Below are 18,275 nucleotides of genomic sequence, written 5' to 3'. Positions count from 1 at the left end.
GGACACGGCCAAGTACCGTCCGTCACAATGGTGCTGCGCACGGACACGTACGGCACACGGGGAGCGAGCGGCGTCATGGACGGGTTGGTCGAGTTCAAGACCGAGGACGGCGTGCGGGTGGTCGTCGAGGGCGTGGAGGACGAGGACGGGGCGCGGCTGGTCTCGCGCGGCGACGGTCCGGCCCGCGCGGCCCGCACCTTCGAGGACTCCCTGGACGGCGTGCGGGCGGCGGCCGCGTCCGCGCTGCGCGTCTTCCGGGACGGCTCGCTCCGACCCGACGCGGTGGAGCTGGAGTTCGGGGTGAAGCTGAGCGCGGAGGCCGGCGCGGTCATCGCGAAGGGCTCGGCCGAGGGCCACCTGGTGGTGAGACTGAGCTGGTCGCCCGAGCCGTCCCCGGCGGTTCCCGAGCCACGGCCCGCCGCCGCGCGTCCCGGGCCACGGCCGTCCCCGGCGGGTCCCGAGACCCCGGACGCCGCCGCGCTGTCATGAGCGGTGCCGCATGGCACGCCCGCGTCGAGTGCGGCAGGGAGGTCGGCGCCGGATTCCTCGTCTCCGCCCGCCGGTTGCTCACCTGCGCCCATGTCGTCCGGTGGGCCGACCGCGCGCCGGTGACGGTGACCTTCCCGGGCCGCCGGGAGCTGGGCGAGCTGTCCGGCACGGTCGCCGTGCACGGTGGCTGGCGGGAGGGTGCCGCCGACCTCGGCGACCTGGTGGTACTGGAGCTGGACCGGGAGGTGCCGCTCACCCCGGCCGTCTTCGCCCCGCCCGGCGCGGAGCGGACCGCCCCCGCCCCCGAGCTGATCGCCTACGGCTTCCCCAAGGGGTACGACGAGGGCATGCTCGCCTCCTACCGCGCCCTGCCCGGACCCCTCATCTCCGACGAGTGGGTCCAGCTGGAGGCGGTCACGGCGCACGGGCAGCCGCTGGCCGCCGGGTTCAGCGGCGCGGCGCTGACACTGGCCGACGGCACGGTCGTCGGCATGGTCTCCGCCGTGGCCGGCGCCCGGGACGTACGGGTCGGCAGGATGCTGCCCGTCGAGGTCATGGCGCGCTACTGGCCGGAGCTGGGCGAGCTGGTGCCCACCCCCGGCCACCGGGCGGACGCCCGCAGGCGGCTGTACGCGCTGGTGCGCCGGGCCGAGGAGAACGGCCTGGACTGCGACCCGAACCGGCTGTACGTCTCCGCCATGGACGCGTTCGACCCGCCGCTGCCTCAGGGCGGTTTCGGCTCGCTGCGGGAGGCCGCCGCCTACGTGCAGTGGGAGGTGCCGGACCCGGCGGCCGTGGCCCGCTTCGCCGACCGGCTGACCGAGCGGCTGCACGCCCCGCCCGATCCGGCGCCGCGCGCCGCGACCTGGTCGCCCATCGTCGTGGAGATCGACCGCAGCGGTGCCGGTGCCGACCAGGTCACCGTCGAGGTGTCCGCCTACCGGGACGGCCGGCGCCGCCCGGTGGGTTCGCGCCGGCTGGCCCGCGGCGCGGTGCGGTCCTTCGTCCAGGAACGCATCGACGAGGCGTTCACCCAGCTCGATCCCGGCGCCGACGAACTGCTCGCCTTCGTGCTCCCGCGCGAGTGGCTGAACGAACCGGTGGCGCACTGGGAGTGCGGAGAGGACGACTCCACGCCGCTGGGCTGCGCCTACCCGCTCGTGGTGACCGACCGGTACCGCCACCGCAGCGGACGCCTCCGCCACCAGCTGCACAAGAAGTGGCGCAGGCTCGGGTCCGGCACGGGCGGCACGCTGCACCGCGTGGACTGCGCCACCCGGGAGCGGCCGGCCGGGCTGCGCAAGAGGCTGCGTGACGACGCGGAGCTGGCCGGTTTCGCCACCCCGCCCTCGGCGGCGCCGGAGTACTTCGAGGTCGGCCTCAACCTGCCCGTCCCCGTGCTGTTGTGGCCGCTGCGGGAGTGCCCCGGCGAGGAGGGACCCGACGGCCGCTGCCCCGGTACGGCGTTCCTCGACGAGCTGGCGGCGTCGGTGGCGGGCGTGCCGCCGGCCGAGCTGCCCCGCCTGGTCATGGAGCTGCGCGAGACGGCGGACGCGGCGGAGGTCCCGGAGGAGCACTGGGCGCGGGACGTCCAGCTCCTGTGGGACGACCCCCGCTGTTTCGCCGAGCCGCCCGCCCTGCTCCACTCCCCGGTCGGCTGAGCCGCCCGCCGCGCCCATGCACCGACGCACCACGAGGAACCGCGACCGCGCCGAACCGACCCGCGCACCGACCGCCGTCCCCACCACCGCACCCACCACCGCACCGACCGCCGCACCGACCGCCGCACCGACCGCCCGGAGAGAAGAACCCATGCCCCTGTGGCCCGTCTACACCGGCGCGCCTGCCCCCCACGACGGCATCACCCGGCTGCCCCCGCCCCCGCCCTGGCGGGCCTTCGACGGCGGCCCCGTGCTCGATCCGCCGGACCCGGACGGCGACACGGCGGCCGCCTCCCCGGACCGCGCCCACCGTGCCGCGACCTACCAGGCCACCGAGGACACGGTGCAACTGGTCAACGCGGCCCTGTACCTGCGCCGTCCGCTGCTGGTCACCGGACCGCCCGGCACCGGGAAGTCGTCCCTCGCCTACGCGGTCGCCCGTGAGCTGCGGCTCGGCCCGGTCCTCAGGTGGAACATCACCAGCCGCAGCACCCTGGGCGACGGCCTCTACACCTACGACCCGCTCTCCCGCCTCTACGCGGCACGCCACACCACGCAGCCGCCCGACGCCCCCGCCGCCGCCACCGGGGTCGAGGACCACCTGCGGCTGGGCCCGCTGGGCACCGCGCTGCTGCCGTACGCCCGGCCGCGCGCTCTCCTCATCGACGAGATCGACAAGAGCGACCTCGACCTGCCGAACGACCTGCTGCACGTTCTGGAGGAGGGCCAGTACGAGATCCCCGAACTGGTCCGGGCCGCCCGGGACGTGCCCGACGGCCACGCCGAGGTCCTGATCGACGGCACCGACCAACGGGTGCCGGTGGAGCGCGGCCGGGTCCGCTGCAACGCCTTCCCCTTCGTCGTCCTCACCAGCAACGGCGAGCGCGAGTTCCCGCCCGCCTTCCTGCGCCGCTGCGTCTCGCTGCGGCTGCGGCAGCCCGACGACGACCACCTCGCCGAGATCGTCCGCGCCCACCTGGGCGAGCCCGACGGGTACGCGCGACAGCTGATCCACCGGTTCCTGTCCCGGGTGGGCAGCGGCGAACTGGCCACGGACCAGCTGCTCAACGCCATCTACCTGGCCCGTTCCTCCGGTCTGGGCGCCGACTCCCTGGACGAGCTGGCCGAGCAGCTGATGCCCTACCTCGGCCAGTCCGCGCAGCCCGACGCCTTCTGATGCCCACCGACCGCCCCGGCGCACCGGACCCGCCGCCCCTGCCCCGCCTCGCCGACCTCCTCGGCCGGGCGGCGGCCACCGGTGCCCGCCCGACGCCGCTGGAGCTGGCCGAACTCCTGTGGCTGGCCGGTCGGATGGAGACTCCGGACCAGGACCCGACGCACGGCCCGGCGTCCGGGCCGCGGGCGGCAAAGTCGCCACCGGCCCCAAAGGGGCCCCGGGAGCGGGACCACGAAGAGAACCGGCGACAGGAGGAAGAGCGGGGCCGGAAGCCGGAGCGGGACCGGCACGACGACCGGGACCGGGGGCCGGGGCAAGGGCCCCGGGGCGACGGGCCGGTGGGGCCCACCCCCCGCTCCGAGGCCCCGCGCACCCCCTTGCGCCTGCCGTCCCCGGCCCCCGCCCCGGGCACCTCGGCGGCACAGCCGCACAGCGCCCTGCTCGCGCCCGCACCGCCGATGCTGCGCCACACGCTGGCGCTGCAGCGTGCCCTGCGTCCGCTGAAGCGCCGTGCCGACGCGCCGGTCGGCCACGAGGTGGACGAGGCCGCGACCGCCGACCGCATCGCGCGCCTCGGCGCCGGCCCCGAGTGGTGGCTGCCCGTACTGCGCCCCGTACGGGAACGGTGGCTGCGCCTGCACCTGGTGCACGACGCGGGCCCCACGATGCCCGTCTGGCAGCCCCTGGTGCGGGAACTGCAGGCCGCGCTCGCCCAGTCGGGCGTCTTCCGCACCGTCACCCTGCACCGCGCGGACCCCGACGGCACCGTACGCGGCGACGGCGCCCAGCTCCCCGCCGACGGCCGCACCGTGATGCTGCTGATCAGCGACTGCATGGGACCGCAGTGGCGCGAGGGCCCGGACGGCACCCGGTGGTTCGCCACGCTGCGCCGCTGGGCGCGCCGCGCGCCCCTGGCGGTCCTCCAGCCGCTGCCCGAGCAGTTGTGGCGGGACACCGCCCTGCCACCGGTCCCGGGCCGGCTGTCGGCCCCGCACCGGGCGGCGCCCAGCGCCTCGCTCGCGTTCACGCCGTACGACGGCGCCGCGCCCCGCCCTCCCGGCGGGACCGTGCACGTGCCCGTGCTGGAGCCCGGGCCCGAGTGGCTGGCGAACTGGGCCGCACTCGTCGCGAGCCCGGGCGGCACCCCGTACCCGGGCGCGGCCGCGGCGCTGCACCGCCCGCTGCCGGCCGACGCCGACGACCGCACCGACGTCGCCCGGCTCACGCCCGAGGAAATCGTCCTGCGCTTCCGCGCCAGCGCCTCCCCGCAGGCCTACCGGCTGGCCGGCCACCTCGCGCTGGGGCGCCCGGACCTGCCCGTGATGCGGCTGGTGCAGGCCGCGGTCGAGCCGGACCCCCGGCCCCAGCACCTGGCCGAGGTCATCCTCGGCGGACTGCTGGCCACGGTCGCCGGGCCGCCCGGCTCCTACGCCTTCCGCCCCGGGGTGCGCGAGCTGCTCCTGCGCGGGCTGCCCCGCACCGCCCGCAACCGCACCCACGACCTGCTGCTGCGCACCGGCGGCCTGATCGACGACCGGGCCGGGCGTTCGCCGGGCGAGTTCCGCGCGCTGATCCCCTCCCGGGAGGGCACCGAGCGGGCCGACACGAGCGAGTCGTTCGCGACGATCAGCGAGGAGAGCGCCCGGCAGCTGACCGTGCGGGAGCGGCCCGCCGCCCCCTCGCCCTTCCCGCCCGGCCTGGGCGCCCGCTACCGGCCCACGCGACGGCTCACCCCGTCCGGGAGGATCTGGCTGGCGGAGGACACCGGACCGGACCGGACGGCACCGGAGCGGACCGCGGCCGACGGGACGGCGGCCCACTCGCCGCAGGGGAACCGGACGGTGGCGATCCGGCTGCACGACCCGGACCCCGACCCGGCCGCGCGCCAGGCGTTCCTGCGCAACGCGCGCCGGCTGACGCGACTCTCCCACCCGAACCTGGTGACCGTGCTCGACGCGGGCATCGAGGACGACGTCCCCTACGTCGTCATGGAGCACCTCGACGGCATAGCGCTGGGCGCCCTCACCCGGTCCGGGGACGGACGGCTGCCGGTGCCGCTGACGGTGTCCGTGGGGGCCCAGCTGGCACGGGCGCTCACCGCCCTGCACCGGGCGGGCCTCGCACACGGCGGCCTGGAGGCGTCCCGGGTGGTCCTCCTGCCGGACGGCACGGTCCGGCTCAGCCTCTTCGAACCGGGTCTGGCCTCGGGCCCGGGGACACGCCCCGCGGACCTGCGCGCCCTGTGCGACGTCCTGCTGCGACTGACGTCGGGGACCTCCCGCCCGGCCGTCCCGGTCGACTCCCGCCGCCTGGACCGGCTGCCCACCGCCCTGCGGATCCACTACGCGCACGCCTTCGACCAGTTGCTGTCCCCCTCGTCGGCGACCCAGGCCCGGGGCCTCGAACTGCTCGAGGACCCGGCGCTGCTCACCCGCGCGGGCGAGGCGTACGCGCCGCGCCGGTACCGGGCCCTGGGCCCGCTGCGGGCCGACCTCCCGGACGGACCGGCCGGCCTGCCGCAAGACGTGCGCGCGCTGCTCGCAATGCTGCTCCTCAAGCACGGCCGCACGGTGACCCACGAGGAGCTGCGGTGGGGCCTGTGGGACCCGGGCAACGAGCCGCGCAACCCGCGGGGCGAGACGACCCGGCTGGCGAAGCGGCTCGCGGAGATCCTGGGCCCGGGCGTCCTGGCCACGGCCGCCCACGGCTACGCCCTGCACACCAGCGCCGACGAACTGGACCTGGTGCGCTGCGACGAGCTGGTACGGCGCGCCGACGCGGCCCGGCTGGCGGGCTCGCTCGCCGAGGCGCACCGCCTGGTCTGCGGGGCACTGTCGCTGTGGGGCGACGACGAGCCCCTCGCGGGCGTGCCCGGCCCCGCCGCCCGCACCGCCCGGACCCGCCTGCTGCGGCTGCGGCTCGCCCTGCACACCAAGCGCGCCGAGCTGGATCTGGTCCTCGGCGAGTACGACCGGGCCGCCACCGAGCTGTCCGGCCTGCTGCGCGCCCACCCGCACCGGGAGGACTTCCGCCGCCTCTACCTGATCGCCCTGCGCCGCCAGGGCCGGGGCGAGGAGGCACTGGAGGTGTACGAGGAGTACGAGCTGTCCGGCGGACGCAGCCCGGCCCTGACGGCACTGGGCCGGGAGCTGCGCGAGGAGTACGCCGAACCGGTGGACGAAGCGCCCCCGTGGACCGAGTACGAGCAGCACCCCGCGGAGCCGGACGCCCCCGAGTCGATGGTGTCCGCGCCGGACGAGTTGCCGGAGGGCCCCTTCCCCACGGAGGACGGCCTCTGGACGCCCCTGCTGGACGACGACGCCGAGCACGACACGGCACAGACCCCGGCGGACCGGGACGAGCGGGAGGAACGGGCGGAGAGACGGGCGGCGCTGCGGGAAGCGCTGCGCAGCGAGGGCGTGGAACCGGAGCCGGAACTGGACCCGGACGAGGATCCGGGGCCGGAGGAGGAGCCGGAGGAGGAGGAACCGGAGGAGCCGCCCTGGGTCGACTTCGACACCGGTTTCCGCGCCTGTGCCCGGTTCACGCTCGCCGACGGCCCGGTGGACCGCGACGCCCGCGCGGCACTGCACGGTCTGGTCACGGACCTGCTGGCGGACAGCGGGACGGACGCCGCCGCCCACGAGCTGGTGGACGAACCCGGTGGCCCGCTCGTGCTGCTGGCGCCGCGGACCGAGGCCGCCCCGCTCCTGAGGGCGACCGTCGAGGGTCTGCCCGGACGGCTGTCCCGCCTGGCCGGCCTGCGGTTGCGGATCGAGTTCTGGCAGGTGGAGTTCGGGCTGGACGGAACCGGGGAGCAGTCGCTGGGCCGTGCCGACCCCGATGCGGTCGGCGCGGTCCTGGACGCCTCCTTGGCGCAGGCGGTCGTCGCGCTCTCCGACTCCCTGTACTACGACGAGGTGCGCGAGGAGGGGCAGGACGGGCCCGCCTTCCCGCCGGACCTCTTCCGCCCGCTGGCCGACGACACCGGCTGGTACCACCTGGTCGGGGGCGGCGGGCGTCCCGGCCCGGCGGCGGGCCTGCGCTGACCCGGCCGGGCGCGGTCCATGCGGGCCGCGCCGGGCACGCCCCTCGTTCAGCGGCCCCCCGCCCGGCCCCCTCCAGCGGGCGCCCGCCCGCGCGGCGGCGGACCATCGGAGCCTAAGAGGCCGGCCACCGGGCGGCCCCGCACGGTCCGCGCTCTCGGGAGGATTCGCCATGACCGCCAGTACTGCCAATACCGCCAGTCTGGAGGCGCTGCGCCGCTGCCACTTCGCCGTCGACCTGGGCGCGGCGCGGACCCGCGTGTACGTGAAGGGTGCCGGGCTCGTCGTCGACCAGCCGTCCGCCGCGGCGGTCAACACCCGCACGGGCGCGCTCATCGCGGTCGGCGAGTTCGCGGAGAAGATGACCGGCCGTACCCCCGGCTACATCCGGGTCGTACGGCCCGTCTCCGGCGGCACGGTCGTCGACATCGAGATGGCCCAGCGCATGCTGCGCCACCTGCTCGGCGACCGGATCCGCCGCGCCCTGCGCCGCAAGCCCCGGCTGCGGGCCGCCGTCTGCACCCCGCACGACGCGGACCCGCTGTCCCAGCGCGCGGCGATCGAGACCCTGGTCGGGCTCGGCGCGCGCCGCGTGGAACTCGTCGACACGCTCATCGCGGCGGCGGTCGGCTGCGGACTGCCCGTGGAGCAGCCCGAGGCGACCATGATCATGGTGTGCGGCGCGCACGCCACGCAGGTCGCGGTGCTCTCCCTGGGCTCGATCGTGACCGCGGTACGCATTCCGGTGGGCGGCGAGGCCGTGGACCACGCGATCGTGCAGCTGCTGCGCCACCAGCACGAGCTGGTGCTGCCCAGCCAGTCCGTGCGCCCGTTGCAGCTCGCCCTGTCCGGCAACGGGCTGACCCCGCAGGGACCCGCGTCCACCGAGATCCACGGCCGGGACGTGGCGACCGGGCTGGCCCGCAGCGTGCAGGTCGACACCGCCACCGTGCGCAACGCCATCCAGACACCGCTGACGGCCGTGCTCGACGGCATCGGCAAGGTGCTGCGGGACTGCCCGCCGGACCTGGTCGCGGACCTCGCCGACCGCGGGATCATGATGGTCGGCGGGAGCGCGCTGCTGCCGGGCTTCGACCAGATGCTGCGTCAGGCCACCGGCATGCCGGTGCACATCGCGGAGCGGCCCGACGTGTGCGCGGTCCAGGGCCTCGGCAGCATGCTGGAGGGCCGGGTGGAGCCGCTGGTCCTGCACCCGACGACCGCCGACTCTCACGCACACTCCGACGCTCACTCCGACTCCGACTGATCCGCCGCCCGGCGGCGACCGGGGAACCGAGGAAGCCCGACGCATGACCGCGCAGCCCGCGCCCCGACTGGCCCGTCTCCTCGATGCCCTCCTGGACGTCGGCACCGAACTGGACCTGCGCGGCGTCCTCCAGCACATCGTGGACGGCGCCGCCGAACTGACCGGCGCCGACCGCGCGGCCCTGGTCGTCGCGGACCCGGAGGCGGGCGGCCTCGCCGAGATCCGCACCCCGGGGCCGGACCGCCCCGTACCGGAGACCGCGCCCCTGCTGCGGATGCCGGTCCACGTGCGGGACGAGGAGTTCGGCGAGCTGCGGCTGGCCGGGCGGGCCGGGGCCGCCCCCTTCAGCGTCGAGGACGAGCAGTTGCTGCGGGTCCTGGCCGCGCAGGCCGGTGTCTCGATCGGCAACGCCCGGCTGTACGAGACGGCCCGGCAACGGGAGCGCTGGATCGAGGGCTCGGCCGCCGTCACCACCGCGCTGCTCACCGAGGAGGGCGCGGGCGACGCGCTGACCACGGTGGCCGAACGGGCCCGGCTGCTCGCCGACGCCTCCGCCGGTGTCATCCTGCATCCGACCGCCGAGGGCGGCATGGCGATCGTGACCGCCTCCACGCCCGACGACCCGGACGGCATGGTCGGCGCGACCATCGCGCCGGGCAGCCCGGTACTGGAACAGCTCCTGGGCGGCGAGCCGGTGTTCATCGAGGACTCGGCGACCGACCCGCGCATGACGACCCACGTACGGCACCGGTTCGGACCGAGCATGATGCTGCCTCTTCAGGCCGGCGGCCGGCTCATCGGCACCCTCGCCCTGCCCCGCCGCCGCGGCGGGCGCCCGTACACGGACCTGGAGCGGCTGCTCGCGACGCAGTTCGCCTCGCAGGCGGCGCTCGCGCTCGTCCTGGCCGACGCCCGGCGCGGCAGGGAGCGGCTGGCGGTCTACGAGGACCGCGACCGCATCGCCCGCGACCTGCACGACCTGGTCGTGCAGCGGCTGTTCGCCACCGGCATGATGCTGGAGTCCACCCAGCGCCGCCCGGGTGCCGACGAAGTCCGTGACGTCCTCGGCCGCGCGGTGGACGAGCTGCGCTCCACGGTCCGTGAGGTCCGCACGGCGATCCTCACCCTCCAGCAGCCCCCGGCCGGTCCCCCGGCGGGCCTGCGCGGCCGGGTCCTGCGCGAGACCGCGTCCGCCGCCGCCCGGCTCGGCACCGCGCCCTCCACGCACTTCAGCGGCCCCGTCGACGCACGGGTGCCCGACCGGGTCGCCGACCGCCTGCTCACCGCCCTGCGCGACGCCCTGGCCGCCGCGTCGGCGCGCCCGGGCGTCTCCCGCGTCGACGTCACCGTCGAGACGCCCGCCCCCTCGCCGGACGGCCGGGAAGGGGTGCGCCTGCGGGTCGCCGACGACGGCACGGGCGCCGGGGGCGAGGGACGGGGGACGACGCTCACGTGGTGGGCGCCGCTCTAGACGAAGGCGAGAACGGGTCCCGGGGCGACCGTCGACTGAAGCGTGCCGGTATGAGAACGACTTGACGGTGTCAAGAAAATCTCGCACTGCCAAAGACACTTACGGCGTGGATAGCGTCATGGCCGGCGACGGGGCAGCGGCTCCGCCGCACCCCCCATCACCAGCGCGGGCCATGGATGCACGTCGCAAGAACGCAAGGAGAGAGTGCGTGTTTGACCGCATAGCCGAACTGGCGATCCGCCGGTCCCGGCTGGTACTCGTCGTCGCAGCCGTGGCCGTCGTCCTCATGGGAGCTCTGGGCGCCGGCGCGTTCGGCAAGCTCCTGCCCGGTGGCTTCGACGACCCGTCCTCCCAGTCCAGCAAGGCCAAGACGGTCATCACGGACAAGTTCGGCGGGGAGTCGAACCTGGTCCTGCTGGTCCGTGCCCCCGAGGGCGGCGTCGACGCCGCGACCGCCCGGCGGCAGGGGAAGGAGCTGGCGGCCGGCCTCAAGCAGGAGGAGACGGTCGCGAACGTGATCTCGTACTGGGACACGGGCAACCCGGACCTCCGTTCCGAGGACGGCGAGCAGGCGATGGTGCTCGCCCATGTGAAGGGCGGTGACACCGAGGAGCGGGAGAACGCCAAGGCGATCATCGACGAGTACACCGGCGCCGGGGACGGCGGGCTCACCGTCGAGGCCGGCGGCAGCGCGGCCGTGGGCGACGACATGGGTACGTACTCCGGTGAGGACCTCGTCCTCGCCGAGACGATCGCCCTGCCGCTGACCCTCCTGCTGCTGCTGTTCGTCTTCGGCAGTGTGGTCTCGGCCCTGCTGCCGCTGGCCGTCGGGCTCATCGCGATCGTGGGCACGTTCGCGGAACTCTTCCTCCTCGGCAGCGTCGCCAGCATCTCCATCACCGCCACCAACCTGACCACCGCCCTCGGTCTCGGCCTCGGCATCGACTACGCACTGCTGATGGTCAGCCGGTTCCGCGAACAGCTCGCGCGGGGCGCGAGCGTGGACGACGCCGTCCGGCACACCGTGCACACCGCGGGCCGTACGGTCGCCTTCTCCGCCGCCACGGTGGCGGTCGCGCTCGCGGCACTCCTGGTGTTCCCGCAGTACTTCCTGCGTTCGTTCGGGTACGCCGGCGTCGGTGTGGTCGCCATCGCCGCCGTCAGCACCCTGTTCGTGATGCCGGCCCTGCTCAACGTCCTGGGGCACCGGGTCAACAAGGGGCGGCTGCCGTGGGCGAGGAAGGCGGAGCGGCCGGACGACTCCCGGGTGCCCTTCTGGGGGCGGCTGGCCCGCACGGCCATGCGGCGTCCCGCGCTCACCGCGCTGCCGGTGCTGGCGGTGCTGCTGCTGGCGGCGAGCCCGCTGCTGGGCATCTCCATCGGTATCGCGGACGAGCGCTCGCTGCCCGAGGACGCGGCGAGCCGCCGGGTCTCGGCCCAGTTGGCGGAGAACTTCAACGGCAGTGACGCGGCGGCCGTCCACGTGGTCATGGACGAGTCCGTGGGCGCGGCACCGCTGGGCGCGTACGCGGGCAGGCTCTCACAGCTCGACGGTGTCGTCCGTGTCGAGGCGTCCACCGGGACCTACACCGGCGGGCGGGCCGCGGCGCCCGGTCCGCGCAACGACGCGCTCGGCCGCCCCGAGGCACAGCGGATCAACGTGGTGAGCGACCTGGCACCGATGTCGGACGCGGCCCAGGATCTGGTCGAGGACGTCCGGGCGGTCGCGGCGCCCGAGGGGACCGACCCGTTGGTGGGCGGCAGGGACGCCGCACTGGTCGACTCCAAGGAGTCCATCACCGGCCTGATTCCGCTCGCCGGGGGCCTGATCGCGGTGACCACCTTCATCCTGCTGTTCCTGTTCACCGGCAGCGTGGTGCAGCCACTGCGGGCGCTGGTGCTCAACATCGTCAGCCTGGGAGCGGCCCTGGGCGTCATGACGTGGATGTTCCAGGACGGCCACTTCTCGGACCTGTTCGGCTTCACGCCGCAGCCGATGGAGGTGTCGATGACGTTGCTGATGTTCTGCATCGCCTTCGGTCTCTCGATGGACTACGAGGTGTTCGTCACCAGCCGGATCAAGGAGCTGCACGACCAGGGCGCGGACAACGAGACCGCGGTCGTCGACGGCCTCGGGCACACGGGACGCATCGTCAGCGCGGCGGCCTGCCTCCTGGCGGTGAGCTTCTTCGCCTTCGGGACGGCCGGGATCAGCTACATGCAGATGTTCGGTCTGGGCAGCGGACTGGCCATCCTCATCGACGCCGTCGCCGTCCGGGGTGTGCTCGTGCCCGCCGCGATGCGTCTGCTCGGCCGTTCGGCCTGGTACGCCCCGCCGTTCCTGCGGAAGGTGCACGACCGCTTCGGCCTCAGCGAGGGCGGCCACGAGCCGGCGCCCGTGGCGGAGCGCACGTACGAGAAGGACCCGACGGGAGTCTGACCACGCGGGGACAGCCCGCCCCCGGACACCGTGTCCCCCGTCGTCCTGGCTCAGTAGTCGCGCCACTCGTCCTGGACGTACTCGAGCACCGCGGGATCCATCAGGGTGCTCGGCCGTACGTCGGTGCGACGGCGGTCGACGGGGAACACGGTGGCCGCCTTCAGCACCGCCCCGTCGAGGTAGCGGAGCTTCGGCGTGTCCGGGGCGAGGCGCAGCGGCGGGGCTTCGGTGCCGGGGCGGGCGAGGACGAAGCCCCAGTTGCCGAAGCTCGGCACGTCGATCTGGAACTCGGTCGTCGCGTACCCGGCCGTCTCGATGGTCTTCGCGATCGACCAGTAGGTCTTGGGGGCGAAGAACGGCGATCCGCTCTGCACCATGACCTGGCCGTTGGGCGCCAGCACCCGGCGGAGCAGGTCGTAGAACTCCACCGAGTACAGCTTCGCCAGCGACGCCGAGTCCGGGTCCGGGAAGTCGATGATCACCGCGTCGTACTGCTGCCGGGCCTCGCGCAGCCAGGTGAAGGCGTCCGCGTTGACGACCTTGGCCCGCGGATCGTCCAGCGAACCGTGATTGAGCTCGCGCAGCGGCTCGAAGGTGCGCGCCAACCGGGTCATCGCCGGGTCCAGTTCGACCAGGGTGACGTGCCGGACGTCCTCGTGGCGCAGCACCTCGCGCAGCGCGAGCCCGTCGCCGCCGCCCATGACCAGCACGTTGGAGTGGCGGCCGGACAGCGCGGGGTGGACCAGCGACTCGTGGTAGCGGTACTCGTCGACGGAGCTGAACTGAAGGTCGCCGTTGAGGAAGAGCCGTACGTCGGGCTCCCCGGTGAAGGCGGTGGAGCGGGTGACCACGATGTCCTGGTACTGCGTGGTCTCGGAGTGGATGATCGGGTCCGCGTACATGTGCTGTCGCGCCGTCACCTCCAGGTCGTCCGCCAGTACATACGTCGTACCGAGCGCGGCGAGCACCACGGTGACGCCGGCCAGCAGCCCGGCCTTGACCAGCCGGCCGGTCTGGCGGCGGAAGATGAACACCACGACGATGACCCCGGCGACCGCGTTGACCACGCCGACCACCAGCGCGCCCTTCAACTGGCCGAAGGTCGGCAGCAGGAACAGCGGGAAGCACAGGCCGCCGACGAGGGCGCCGATGTAGTCGACGGCGAACATGTCGGCGACGGCGCTGCTCGCCTCCTGGGTGCGGATGCGCTGGAGCAGCGTCATCAGCAGCGGGATCTCGGCGCCGATGAGCAGGCCCACCACCAGGGAGACCACGATCATCGCGGGCATGTAGAGCTGGAGCCAGGCGAAGGCCGCGTACAGCATCAGGACGGACAGGCCGCCGACCAGCGCGAGCACTCCCTCCACCACCGCGAAGGCGACGACGGGGCGGTGGCGCAGCGGTTTGGCGGCCAGCGAGCCGACACCCATGGCGAAGACCATCACGGAGATGACCACGGAGGTCTGGAGCACCGAGTTGCCGATGAGGTAGCTGCCCAGCGCGGTCAGGGCCAGTTCGTAGACGAGGCCGCAGGCGGCGCAGAGGAAGACGGCGAGCAGCAGCAGGAACCGGGCCCCCCGGGTGTGGCGGTCGGCCGGGGGGCTCGGGGGTGCCGCGACGGCGCGGTCGTCCAGGGCGGAACTCATGGGGGTGGCCTCGCGGTGGTCCTCGTGGTGGTCCTGGGAGGGGGTGCTCCTGGGAGGGGGTGCTCCTGGGAGGGGTGCTCCTGGGAGAGGCACTCCTGGGAGGGCTGCTCCTGGGAGCGGGGTGCTCCTAGGAGAGGGCCGCGCCGACCATGGCGGCGGTGCCCAGGTACATGCCGGCCTGGACCCAGGCGGCGGGGTGCGGGCGGTGGTCGTCGCCGTCGTCGAGGGCCACCGCGCCCATCTGACCCGGTGTCAGCATGCCGATGACGATGCCGACCAGCGTCATCACCAGCACCCCGGCCAGACCGTAGAGAAGCGTGCTGAACAGGCCGTGTCCCAGGCCCTCTTCGGACTCGCTGGCCCGGATGGCCGACATGATGACCAGGCCGACCGCGACGGACTGGCTGCCGAGGAGCACGGCCGCACCGCGGTTGCGGTCCCGCCACACCACGTGGAAGAGCTTGCCGGGAGTGACGAGGTCGAGGGCGACGAAGCCGACGGCCATCACGGCGAGGCCCACGACCCCGTAGAGCAGGGCCTGCCCGGCCGACTCGAAGATCTCGGTCACTGCGTTGCCTTTCTGGAGGGCGTCGTCAGGTGCGGGGAGGGGCGCCGGGCGTCACTTGCCGGAGCCGGGGCCGCCGCCGCGGAAGCTGCTCGGGTTGGGCCAGTAGGTGAGGTGCTGGTGATGCCGGCGGTAGCCGTTGCGGTAGTCCTCGATCTCGATCGTGCTGCCGTTGCGGTAGGGCGAGACGGTCACCATGTCGTCGCCGTAGCGCAGGAACTCCTTGCCGCCGCCGGATGCCCGGTCGAGGGCGTCGCGGTGGTCGTCGATCGCGTCGGCGACCTTGGCCGGCGAGCTGTCCTTGTCGAGCCACCCGCTCCCGCCGGTGGAGTACGTCTTGCCGATCCAGCTGCGCGGGACGCCGTCCTCCCCGTCGCTGGAGCAGGCGGAGAGCAGGACCGTGACCAGCACGGCCGCCACCGCCCCGGGAAGGAGTCGGGCGCTGTTCATCGAGCCTCCAGCCGGCTGTGCGTCGATACGATGTGCCCGTCCTGCGGGTAGCTGTGCCAGGTGCGCCAGGCCAGCCCCGGGCGGGATCCCTCGTCGCACGCCTCGACGACCACCGCCGTCACTGCTTCCGGAGACCCGGGGAAGACCCCGCACAGGCTGTGCTCCGCCTCGTCCGCGCGGCTCAGGGCGTCCGCGACCCGGGCGCTGAACTCCCCGGGGCCGAGGCATGCCGTGACGGCGCTGAAGTCGTACGTCCACCCCGCGGGCCGCCGGGTGAGCGTCGTCGGCAGCCCCCTGACCGCCTCCGGCAGACACGCCACGGTCTCCCGCACCGGGCCCGCGAAGACCTGATGGGAGGCGCCGAGCAGCCTCAGTCGCACGGCGAGCCCGCCCACGGACACCTCGCGTTCGGCAAGCGCCGGCAGTTCGGTCAGGTCCAGGGAGAAGCAGAGCTGGTCCGCGGCCGTATCCAGGTAGGCAGCTTGCAGAGATACGGCATGCATGCGGCCCCCCGGTCCGATAGTGCTACGAGCGGCGCCGAGTATGACACATGCGTCAGCAGTGGCTGGAAGGCGGCCCTCGATCGGTCCCGGACTCGGGCTCCACCGCAGGTGAGAACGTTCCTGCGGCAAGGCGTGTGAGTGGGGCGGGTGGGACTCGAACCCACGGCCGACGGATTATGAGTCCGCTGCTCTAACCGGCTGAGCTACCGCCCCATAGCGGCGTGTCGCGTACACGTGTGCGCGCCGTCTGCCGCAGCATAGCCGCTCATACGATCTCCTGCCTCGGATGGTCGGCTTCCACGGCTGCCTTCATGACCTTGAAGACTCCGCAGCGTGCCGCGTGGTTCCCGGGACTTGAGAACACGTGAGGGGCACATGAAAAAGGACCCCGGAGGGTCCTCGTTCACGGTGCTCCCCCGACTGGACTCGAACCAGTAACCTGCCGGTTAACAGCCGGCTGCTCTGCCAATTGAGCTACGGAGGACCGAGCTCCCCGGACTGGACTCGAACCAGTAACCTGCCGGTTAACAGCCGGCTGCTCTGCCAATTGAGCTACCGAGGAATGTCGGTGTCGCATCGAACGCGTCTGCCTGGGTATTCGCCAGGGGGCGCGCGCTCGCTGCGACACATACATTAGCGCAAGCAGGGGGGTGCTCCGCCAATCGGTACTCGCCAGCACCCCCGGAGCCAGTGAAGGGAAGGGTGGCCGCCATGCGTTACCGGCTCACGTTCGTCGTCGGACTAGCGGTGGGTTACGTGCTCGGCACGAAGGCCGGGCGGGAGCGTTACGAGCAGTTGCGGAAGTCCGCGCAGCAGGTCGCGCAGAACCCGGCCGTGCGCAACACCGCGGAGTCCGCCGCCCAGCAGGGCAGGCACTTCGCCGACAAGGCGTACCACGTGGTGAGCGACAGGGTCGGCGACCGGATGCCCGACTCGGTGGCCCACCGGGTCCGCTCGCTGCGGGAACGCGGCAGCAACGGCAGCGGTCCCGACGACTGGGGCACGAGCAACACCTGAGGCCCCCGGGCGGTACGTGCACCGTCGCCGGTGCGGCAGAATTTCGGGTATGGGGATAGTCGCCGGGTTGGACAGTTCGCCCGATTTCACTCGTATCGTCGTCTGCGATTCGGACACGGGCGCCGTGCTGCGCCAGGGCTACGCACCGCACCCGCTGGAGAGCCCCGAGGGCGGGGGCCGGCCCGCGGACGTCGATCCGCAGGCCTGGCTGCTGTCCCTCGGGGAGGCGGCCGGCGGCGGGCTGCTCGAGGGCGTGCAGGCCATCGGCGTGTCGGCGCAGGCCAACTCGGTCGTGCCGCTGGACACGCAGGGCAACACCGTGCGCCCGGCCATGGTCGGGAGCGACAAGCGTTCCCAGGTGGCGGCGGCCGACCTGATCGACGCGCTCGGCGGGCGTGAGGCGTGGGCGCAGGCCGTGGGCTCGGTGCCGCAGACCGGGCAGCCGGTGACGAAGCTGCGCTGGCTGGCGCGGAGCGAGCCGGAGGCCGCCGCGCGGACCGCCGTACTGCTCCAGGCCCACGACTGGCTGGTGTGGCAGCTCCTCGGGCGGCCGGTGAGGCGGACCACGGACCGGGGCGGGGCGTCGGGCACCGGGTACTGGTCGGCGGCGACCGGCGGTTACCGGCCCGATCTGGTCGAGCTGGCGCTCGGGCACCAGGCGATCCTGCCGGAGGTGATCGGCCCGGCCGACGCGGCCGGTACGACGCCGGAGGGTCTGCTGATCTCCGCCGGGACCGGTGAGACCCAGGCGGCCGCCTTCGGGCTCGGGATCGGCCTCGGTGACGCGGTGGTGTCGCTGGGCGCCTCCGGGTCCGTGATGGCCGTGCACACCGAGCCGCTCGTCGACCAGTCCGGGATGATCACCGCCCTGGCGGACGCCACCGGCATGCACCTGCCGGTCGTCACCACCCTGAACGCCGTACGGGCGCTGCGCGGCACCGCCGAACTGCTCGGCGCGGGGGACCTGGAGAGCCTGTCCGAGCTGGCCATGAAGTCGACGCCCGGCGCGCACGGGCTGGTGCTGCTCCCCTATCTGGAGGGCGAGCGGACGCCGAACCTGCCGCACACCGCGGGCACGCTGGCCGGGCTGCGGCGCGAGTCGATGCGGCCGGAGCACCTGGCGCGGGCCGCGTTCGAGGGCATGCTGTGCGGTCTCGCCGACGCCCTGGACGTGCTGCGCGGCCGGGGCGTGGACGTACGGCGGGTGTTCCTGCTCGGTGCGGCGGCCGAGCTGCCGGCCGTGCAGGCGGCGGCGCCCGCGCTGTTCGGGACGCAGGTCGTCGTGCCGCAGCCCGCGGACTACGCGGCGATCGGCTCGGCCCGGCAGGCGGCCTGGGCGCTGGGCGTCTCCCAGGGCACGCTGGACCCGCGCACTCCCCCGGTGTGGCAGGGCGCGGTGGCGCAGGTGCTGGAGCCGGGCGCGGAGCTGGCGGTGGGGCAGGCGGTGCGCCAGCAGTACGTGTCGGTGCGCGAGCAGACGCACCCGGGCGCGCTCTGACGCCGGGGCTTACCGCTCGTAGGCCGGAATTTGCCGCGCTCTTGG

General features: G+C 74.1%; 13 protein-coding genes and 3 tRNA genes. 9 read left to right on the top strand and 7 right to left on the bottom strand.

Translation table 11 applies throughout. The annotated features are described in order from the left end of the window. The first annotated feature begins 75 nt into the window (after window positions 1-75). The 7 genes from ACFYZ3_RS00985 (at window position 76) to ACFYZ3_RS00955 (ending at window position 12,551) form a co-directional block, all read left to right on the top strand. Complete coding sequence (locus ACFYZ3_RS00985; protein WP_388513958.1) at window positions 76-489, top strand: CU044_2847 family protein; 414 nt, start codon at window positions 76-78, stop codon at window positions 487-489. Then, window positions 486-2,150 (top strand): trypsin-like peptidase domain-containing protein, encoded by a 1,665-nt coding sequence (locus ACFYZ3_RS00980; protein WP_388512999.1) that lies wholly within the window; start codon window positions 486-488, stop codon window positions 2,148-2,150. The genes ACFYZ3_RS00985 and ACFYZ3_RS00980 overlap by 4 nt, the downstream gene beginning before the upstream one ends. Before the next feature lie 151 nt (window positions 2,151-2,301). Beyond that, window positions 2,302-3,327: an AAA family ATPase gene (locus ACFYZ3_RS00975; RefSeq protein WP_388512996.1), complete on the top strand. Its 1,026-nt coding sequence runs from the start codon at window positions 2,302-2,304 to the stop codon at window positions 3,325-3,327. Beyond that, window positions 3,327-7,376, top strand: a complete 4,050-nt coding sequence (locus tag ACFYZ3_RS00970) for an SAV_2336 N-terminal domain-related protein (RefSeq protein ID WP_388512992.1) — start codon at window positions 3,327-3,329, stop codon at window positions 7,374-7,376. Before ACFYZ3_RS00975 ends, ACFYZ3_RS00970 begins: the two co-directional genes overlap by 1 nt. A gap of 169 nt (window positions 7,377-7,545) precedes the next feature. Beyond that, window positions 7,546-8,640, top strand: a complete 1,095-nt coding sequence (locus ACFYZ3_RS00965; protein ID WP_388512989.1) for a rod shape-determining protein — start codon at window positions 7,546-7,548, stop codon at window positions 8,638-8,640. Between the two features lie 43 nt (window positions 8,641-8,683). After that, window positions 8,684-10,111 (top strand): GAF domain-containing sensor histidine kinase, encoded by a 1,428-nt coding sequence (locus tag ACFYZ3_RS00960; protein ID WP_388512987.1) that lies wholly within the window; start codon window positions 8,684-8,686, stop codon window positions 10,109-10,111. Between the two features lie 208 nt (window positions 10,112-10,319). Beyond that, the gene (locus tag ACFYZ3_RS00955; RefSeq protein ID WP_388512984.1) at window positions 10,320-12,551 is read left to right on the top strand and encodes an MMPL family transporter; all 2,232 of its coding nucleotides are present in this window, start codon (window positions 10,320-10,322) and stop codon (window positions 12,549-12,551) included. Window positions 12,552-12,601: 50 nt separating this feature from the next. Here the strand turns inward: ACFYZ3_RS00955 and ACFYZ3_RS00950 are convergent, their stop codons facing one another. From ACFYZ3_RS00950 to ACFYZ3_RS00920, 7 genes are all read right to left on the bottom strand, one after another. Next, a complete protein-coding gene (locus tag ACFYZ3_RS00950; RefSeq protein WP_388512981.1) occupies window positions 12,602-14,197 on the bottom strand; it encodes a polyamine aminopropyltransferase in 1,596 nt (531 codons plus the stop codon). Between the two features lie 127 nt (window positions 14,198-14,324). Beyond that, on the bottom strand, window positions 14,325-14,765 hold the full coding sequence (locus ACFYZ3_RS00945; RefSeq protein ID WP_388512978.1) for a DUF350 domain-containing protein: 441 nt from the start codon (window positions 14,763-14,765) through the stop codon (window positions 14,325-14,327). A gap of 51 nt (window positions 14,766-14,816) precedes the next feature. Beyond that, window positions 14,817-15,212 carry a DUF4247 domain-containing protein gene (locus ACFYZ3_RS00940; RefSeq protein ID WP_388512976.1) on the bottom strand — a complete coding sequence of 132 codons (396 nt, stop codon included), beginning with the start codon at window positions 15,210-15,212 and terminating at the stop codon, window positions 14,817-14,819. Beyond that, on the bottom strand, window positions 15,209-15,715 hold the full coding sequence (locus tag ACFYZ3_RS00935; protein ID WP_388512974.1) for a DUF2617 family protein: 507 nt from the start codon (window positions 15,713-15,715) through the stop codon (window positions 15,209-15,211). Before ACFYZ3_RS00935 ends, ACFYZ3_RS00940 begins: the two co-directional genes overlap by 4 nt. 139 nt (window positions 15,716-15,854) lie before the next feature. Next, a tRNA-Ile gene (locus ACFYZ3_RS00930) sits at window positions 15,855-15,928 on the bottom strand. A 198-nt stretch (window positions 15,929-16,126) separates the two neighbouring features. Continuing rightward, window positions 16,127-16,199, bottom strand: a tRNA-Asn gene (locus tag ACFYZ3_RS00925). Between the two features lie 5 nt (window positions 16,200-16,204). Then, window positions 16,205-16,277, bottom strand: a tRNA-Asn gene (locus ACFYZ3_RS00920). Window positions 16,278-16,426: 149 nt separating this feature from the next. On the opposite strand from ACFYZ3_RS00920, the gene ACFYZ3_RS00915 reads away from it, so the two are divergent. Next, on the top strand, window positions 16,427-16,732 hold the full coding sequence (locus tag ACFYZ3_RS00915) for a YtxH domain-containing protein (protein WP_356860561.1): 306 nt from the start codon (window positions 16,427-16,429) through the stop codon (window positions 16,730-16,732). 49 nt (window positions 16,733-16,781) lie between these two features. Continuing rightward, window positions 16,782-18,230 (top strand): FGGY-family carbohydrate kinase, encoded by a 1,449-nt coding sequence (locus ACFYZ3_RS00910; protein ID WP_388512971.1) that lies wholly within the window; start codon window positions 16,782-16,784, stop codon window positions 18,228-18,230. Window positions 18,231-18,275: the final 45 nt, after the last annotated feature.

The sequence above is a fragment of the Streptomyces sp. NPDC001599 genome (assembly GCF_042893535.1).
In the GTDB taxonomy this organism is placed as follows: Bacteria; Actinomycetota; Actinomycetes; order Streptomycetales; family Streptomycetaceae; genus Streptomyces.
Note: the sequence above shows the minus strand (reverse complement) of the source record. Positions and strands in the feature narration are given on the sequence as shown.

Excerpts from the sequence above, each read along its gene's own strand:
- ACFYZ3_RS00985 (WP_388513958.1), top strand. The coding sequence starts at position 76 with ATGGACGGGTTGGTCGAGTTCAAGACCGAGGACGGCGTGCGGGTGGTC.
- ACFYZ3_RS00980 (WP_388512999.1), top strand. The coding sequence starts at position 486 with ATGAGCGGTGCCGCATGGCACGCCCGCGTCGAGTGCGGCAGGGAGGTC.
- ACFYZ3_RS00975 (WP_388512996.1), top strand. The coding sequence starts at position 2,302 with ATGCCCCTGTGGCCCGTCTACACCGGCGCGCCTGCCCCCCACGACGGC.
- ACFYZ3_RS00970 (WP_388512992.1), top strand. The coding sequence starts at position 3,327 with ATGCCCACCGACCGCCCCGGCGCACCGGACCCGCCGCCCCTGCCCCGC.
- ACFYZ3_RS00965 (WP_388512989.1), top strand. The coding sequence starts at position 7,546 with ATGACCGCCAGTACTGCCAATACCGCCAGTCTGGAGGCGCTGCGCCGC.
- ACFYZ3_RS00960 (WP_388512987.1), top strand. The coding sequence starts at position 8,684 with ATGACCGCGCAGCCCGCGCCCCGACTGGCCCGTCTCCTCGATGCCCTC.
- ACFYZ3_RS00950 (WP_388512981.1), bottom strand. The coding sequence starts at position 14,197 with ATGAGTTCCGCCCTGGACGACCGCGCCGTCGCGGCACCCCCGAGCCCC.
- ACFYZ3_RS00940 (WP_388512976.1), bottom strand. The coding sequence starts at position 15,212 with ATGAACAGCGCCCGACTCCTTCCCGGGGCGGTGGCGGCCGTGCTGGTC.
- ACFYZ3_RS00935 (WP_388512974.1), bottom strand. The coding sequence starts at position 15,715 with ATGCATGCCGTATCTCTGCAAGCTGCCTACCTGGATACGGCCGCGGAC.
- ACFYZ3_RS00915 (WP_356860561.1), top strand. The coding sequence starts at position 16,427 with ATGCGTTACCGGCTCACGTTCGTCGTCGGACTAGCGGTGGGTTACGTG.
- ACFYZ3_RS00910 (WP_388512971.1), top strand. The coding sequence starts at position 16,782 with ATGGGGATAGTCGCCGGGTTGGACAGTTCGCCCGATTTCACTCGTATC.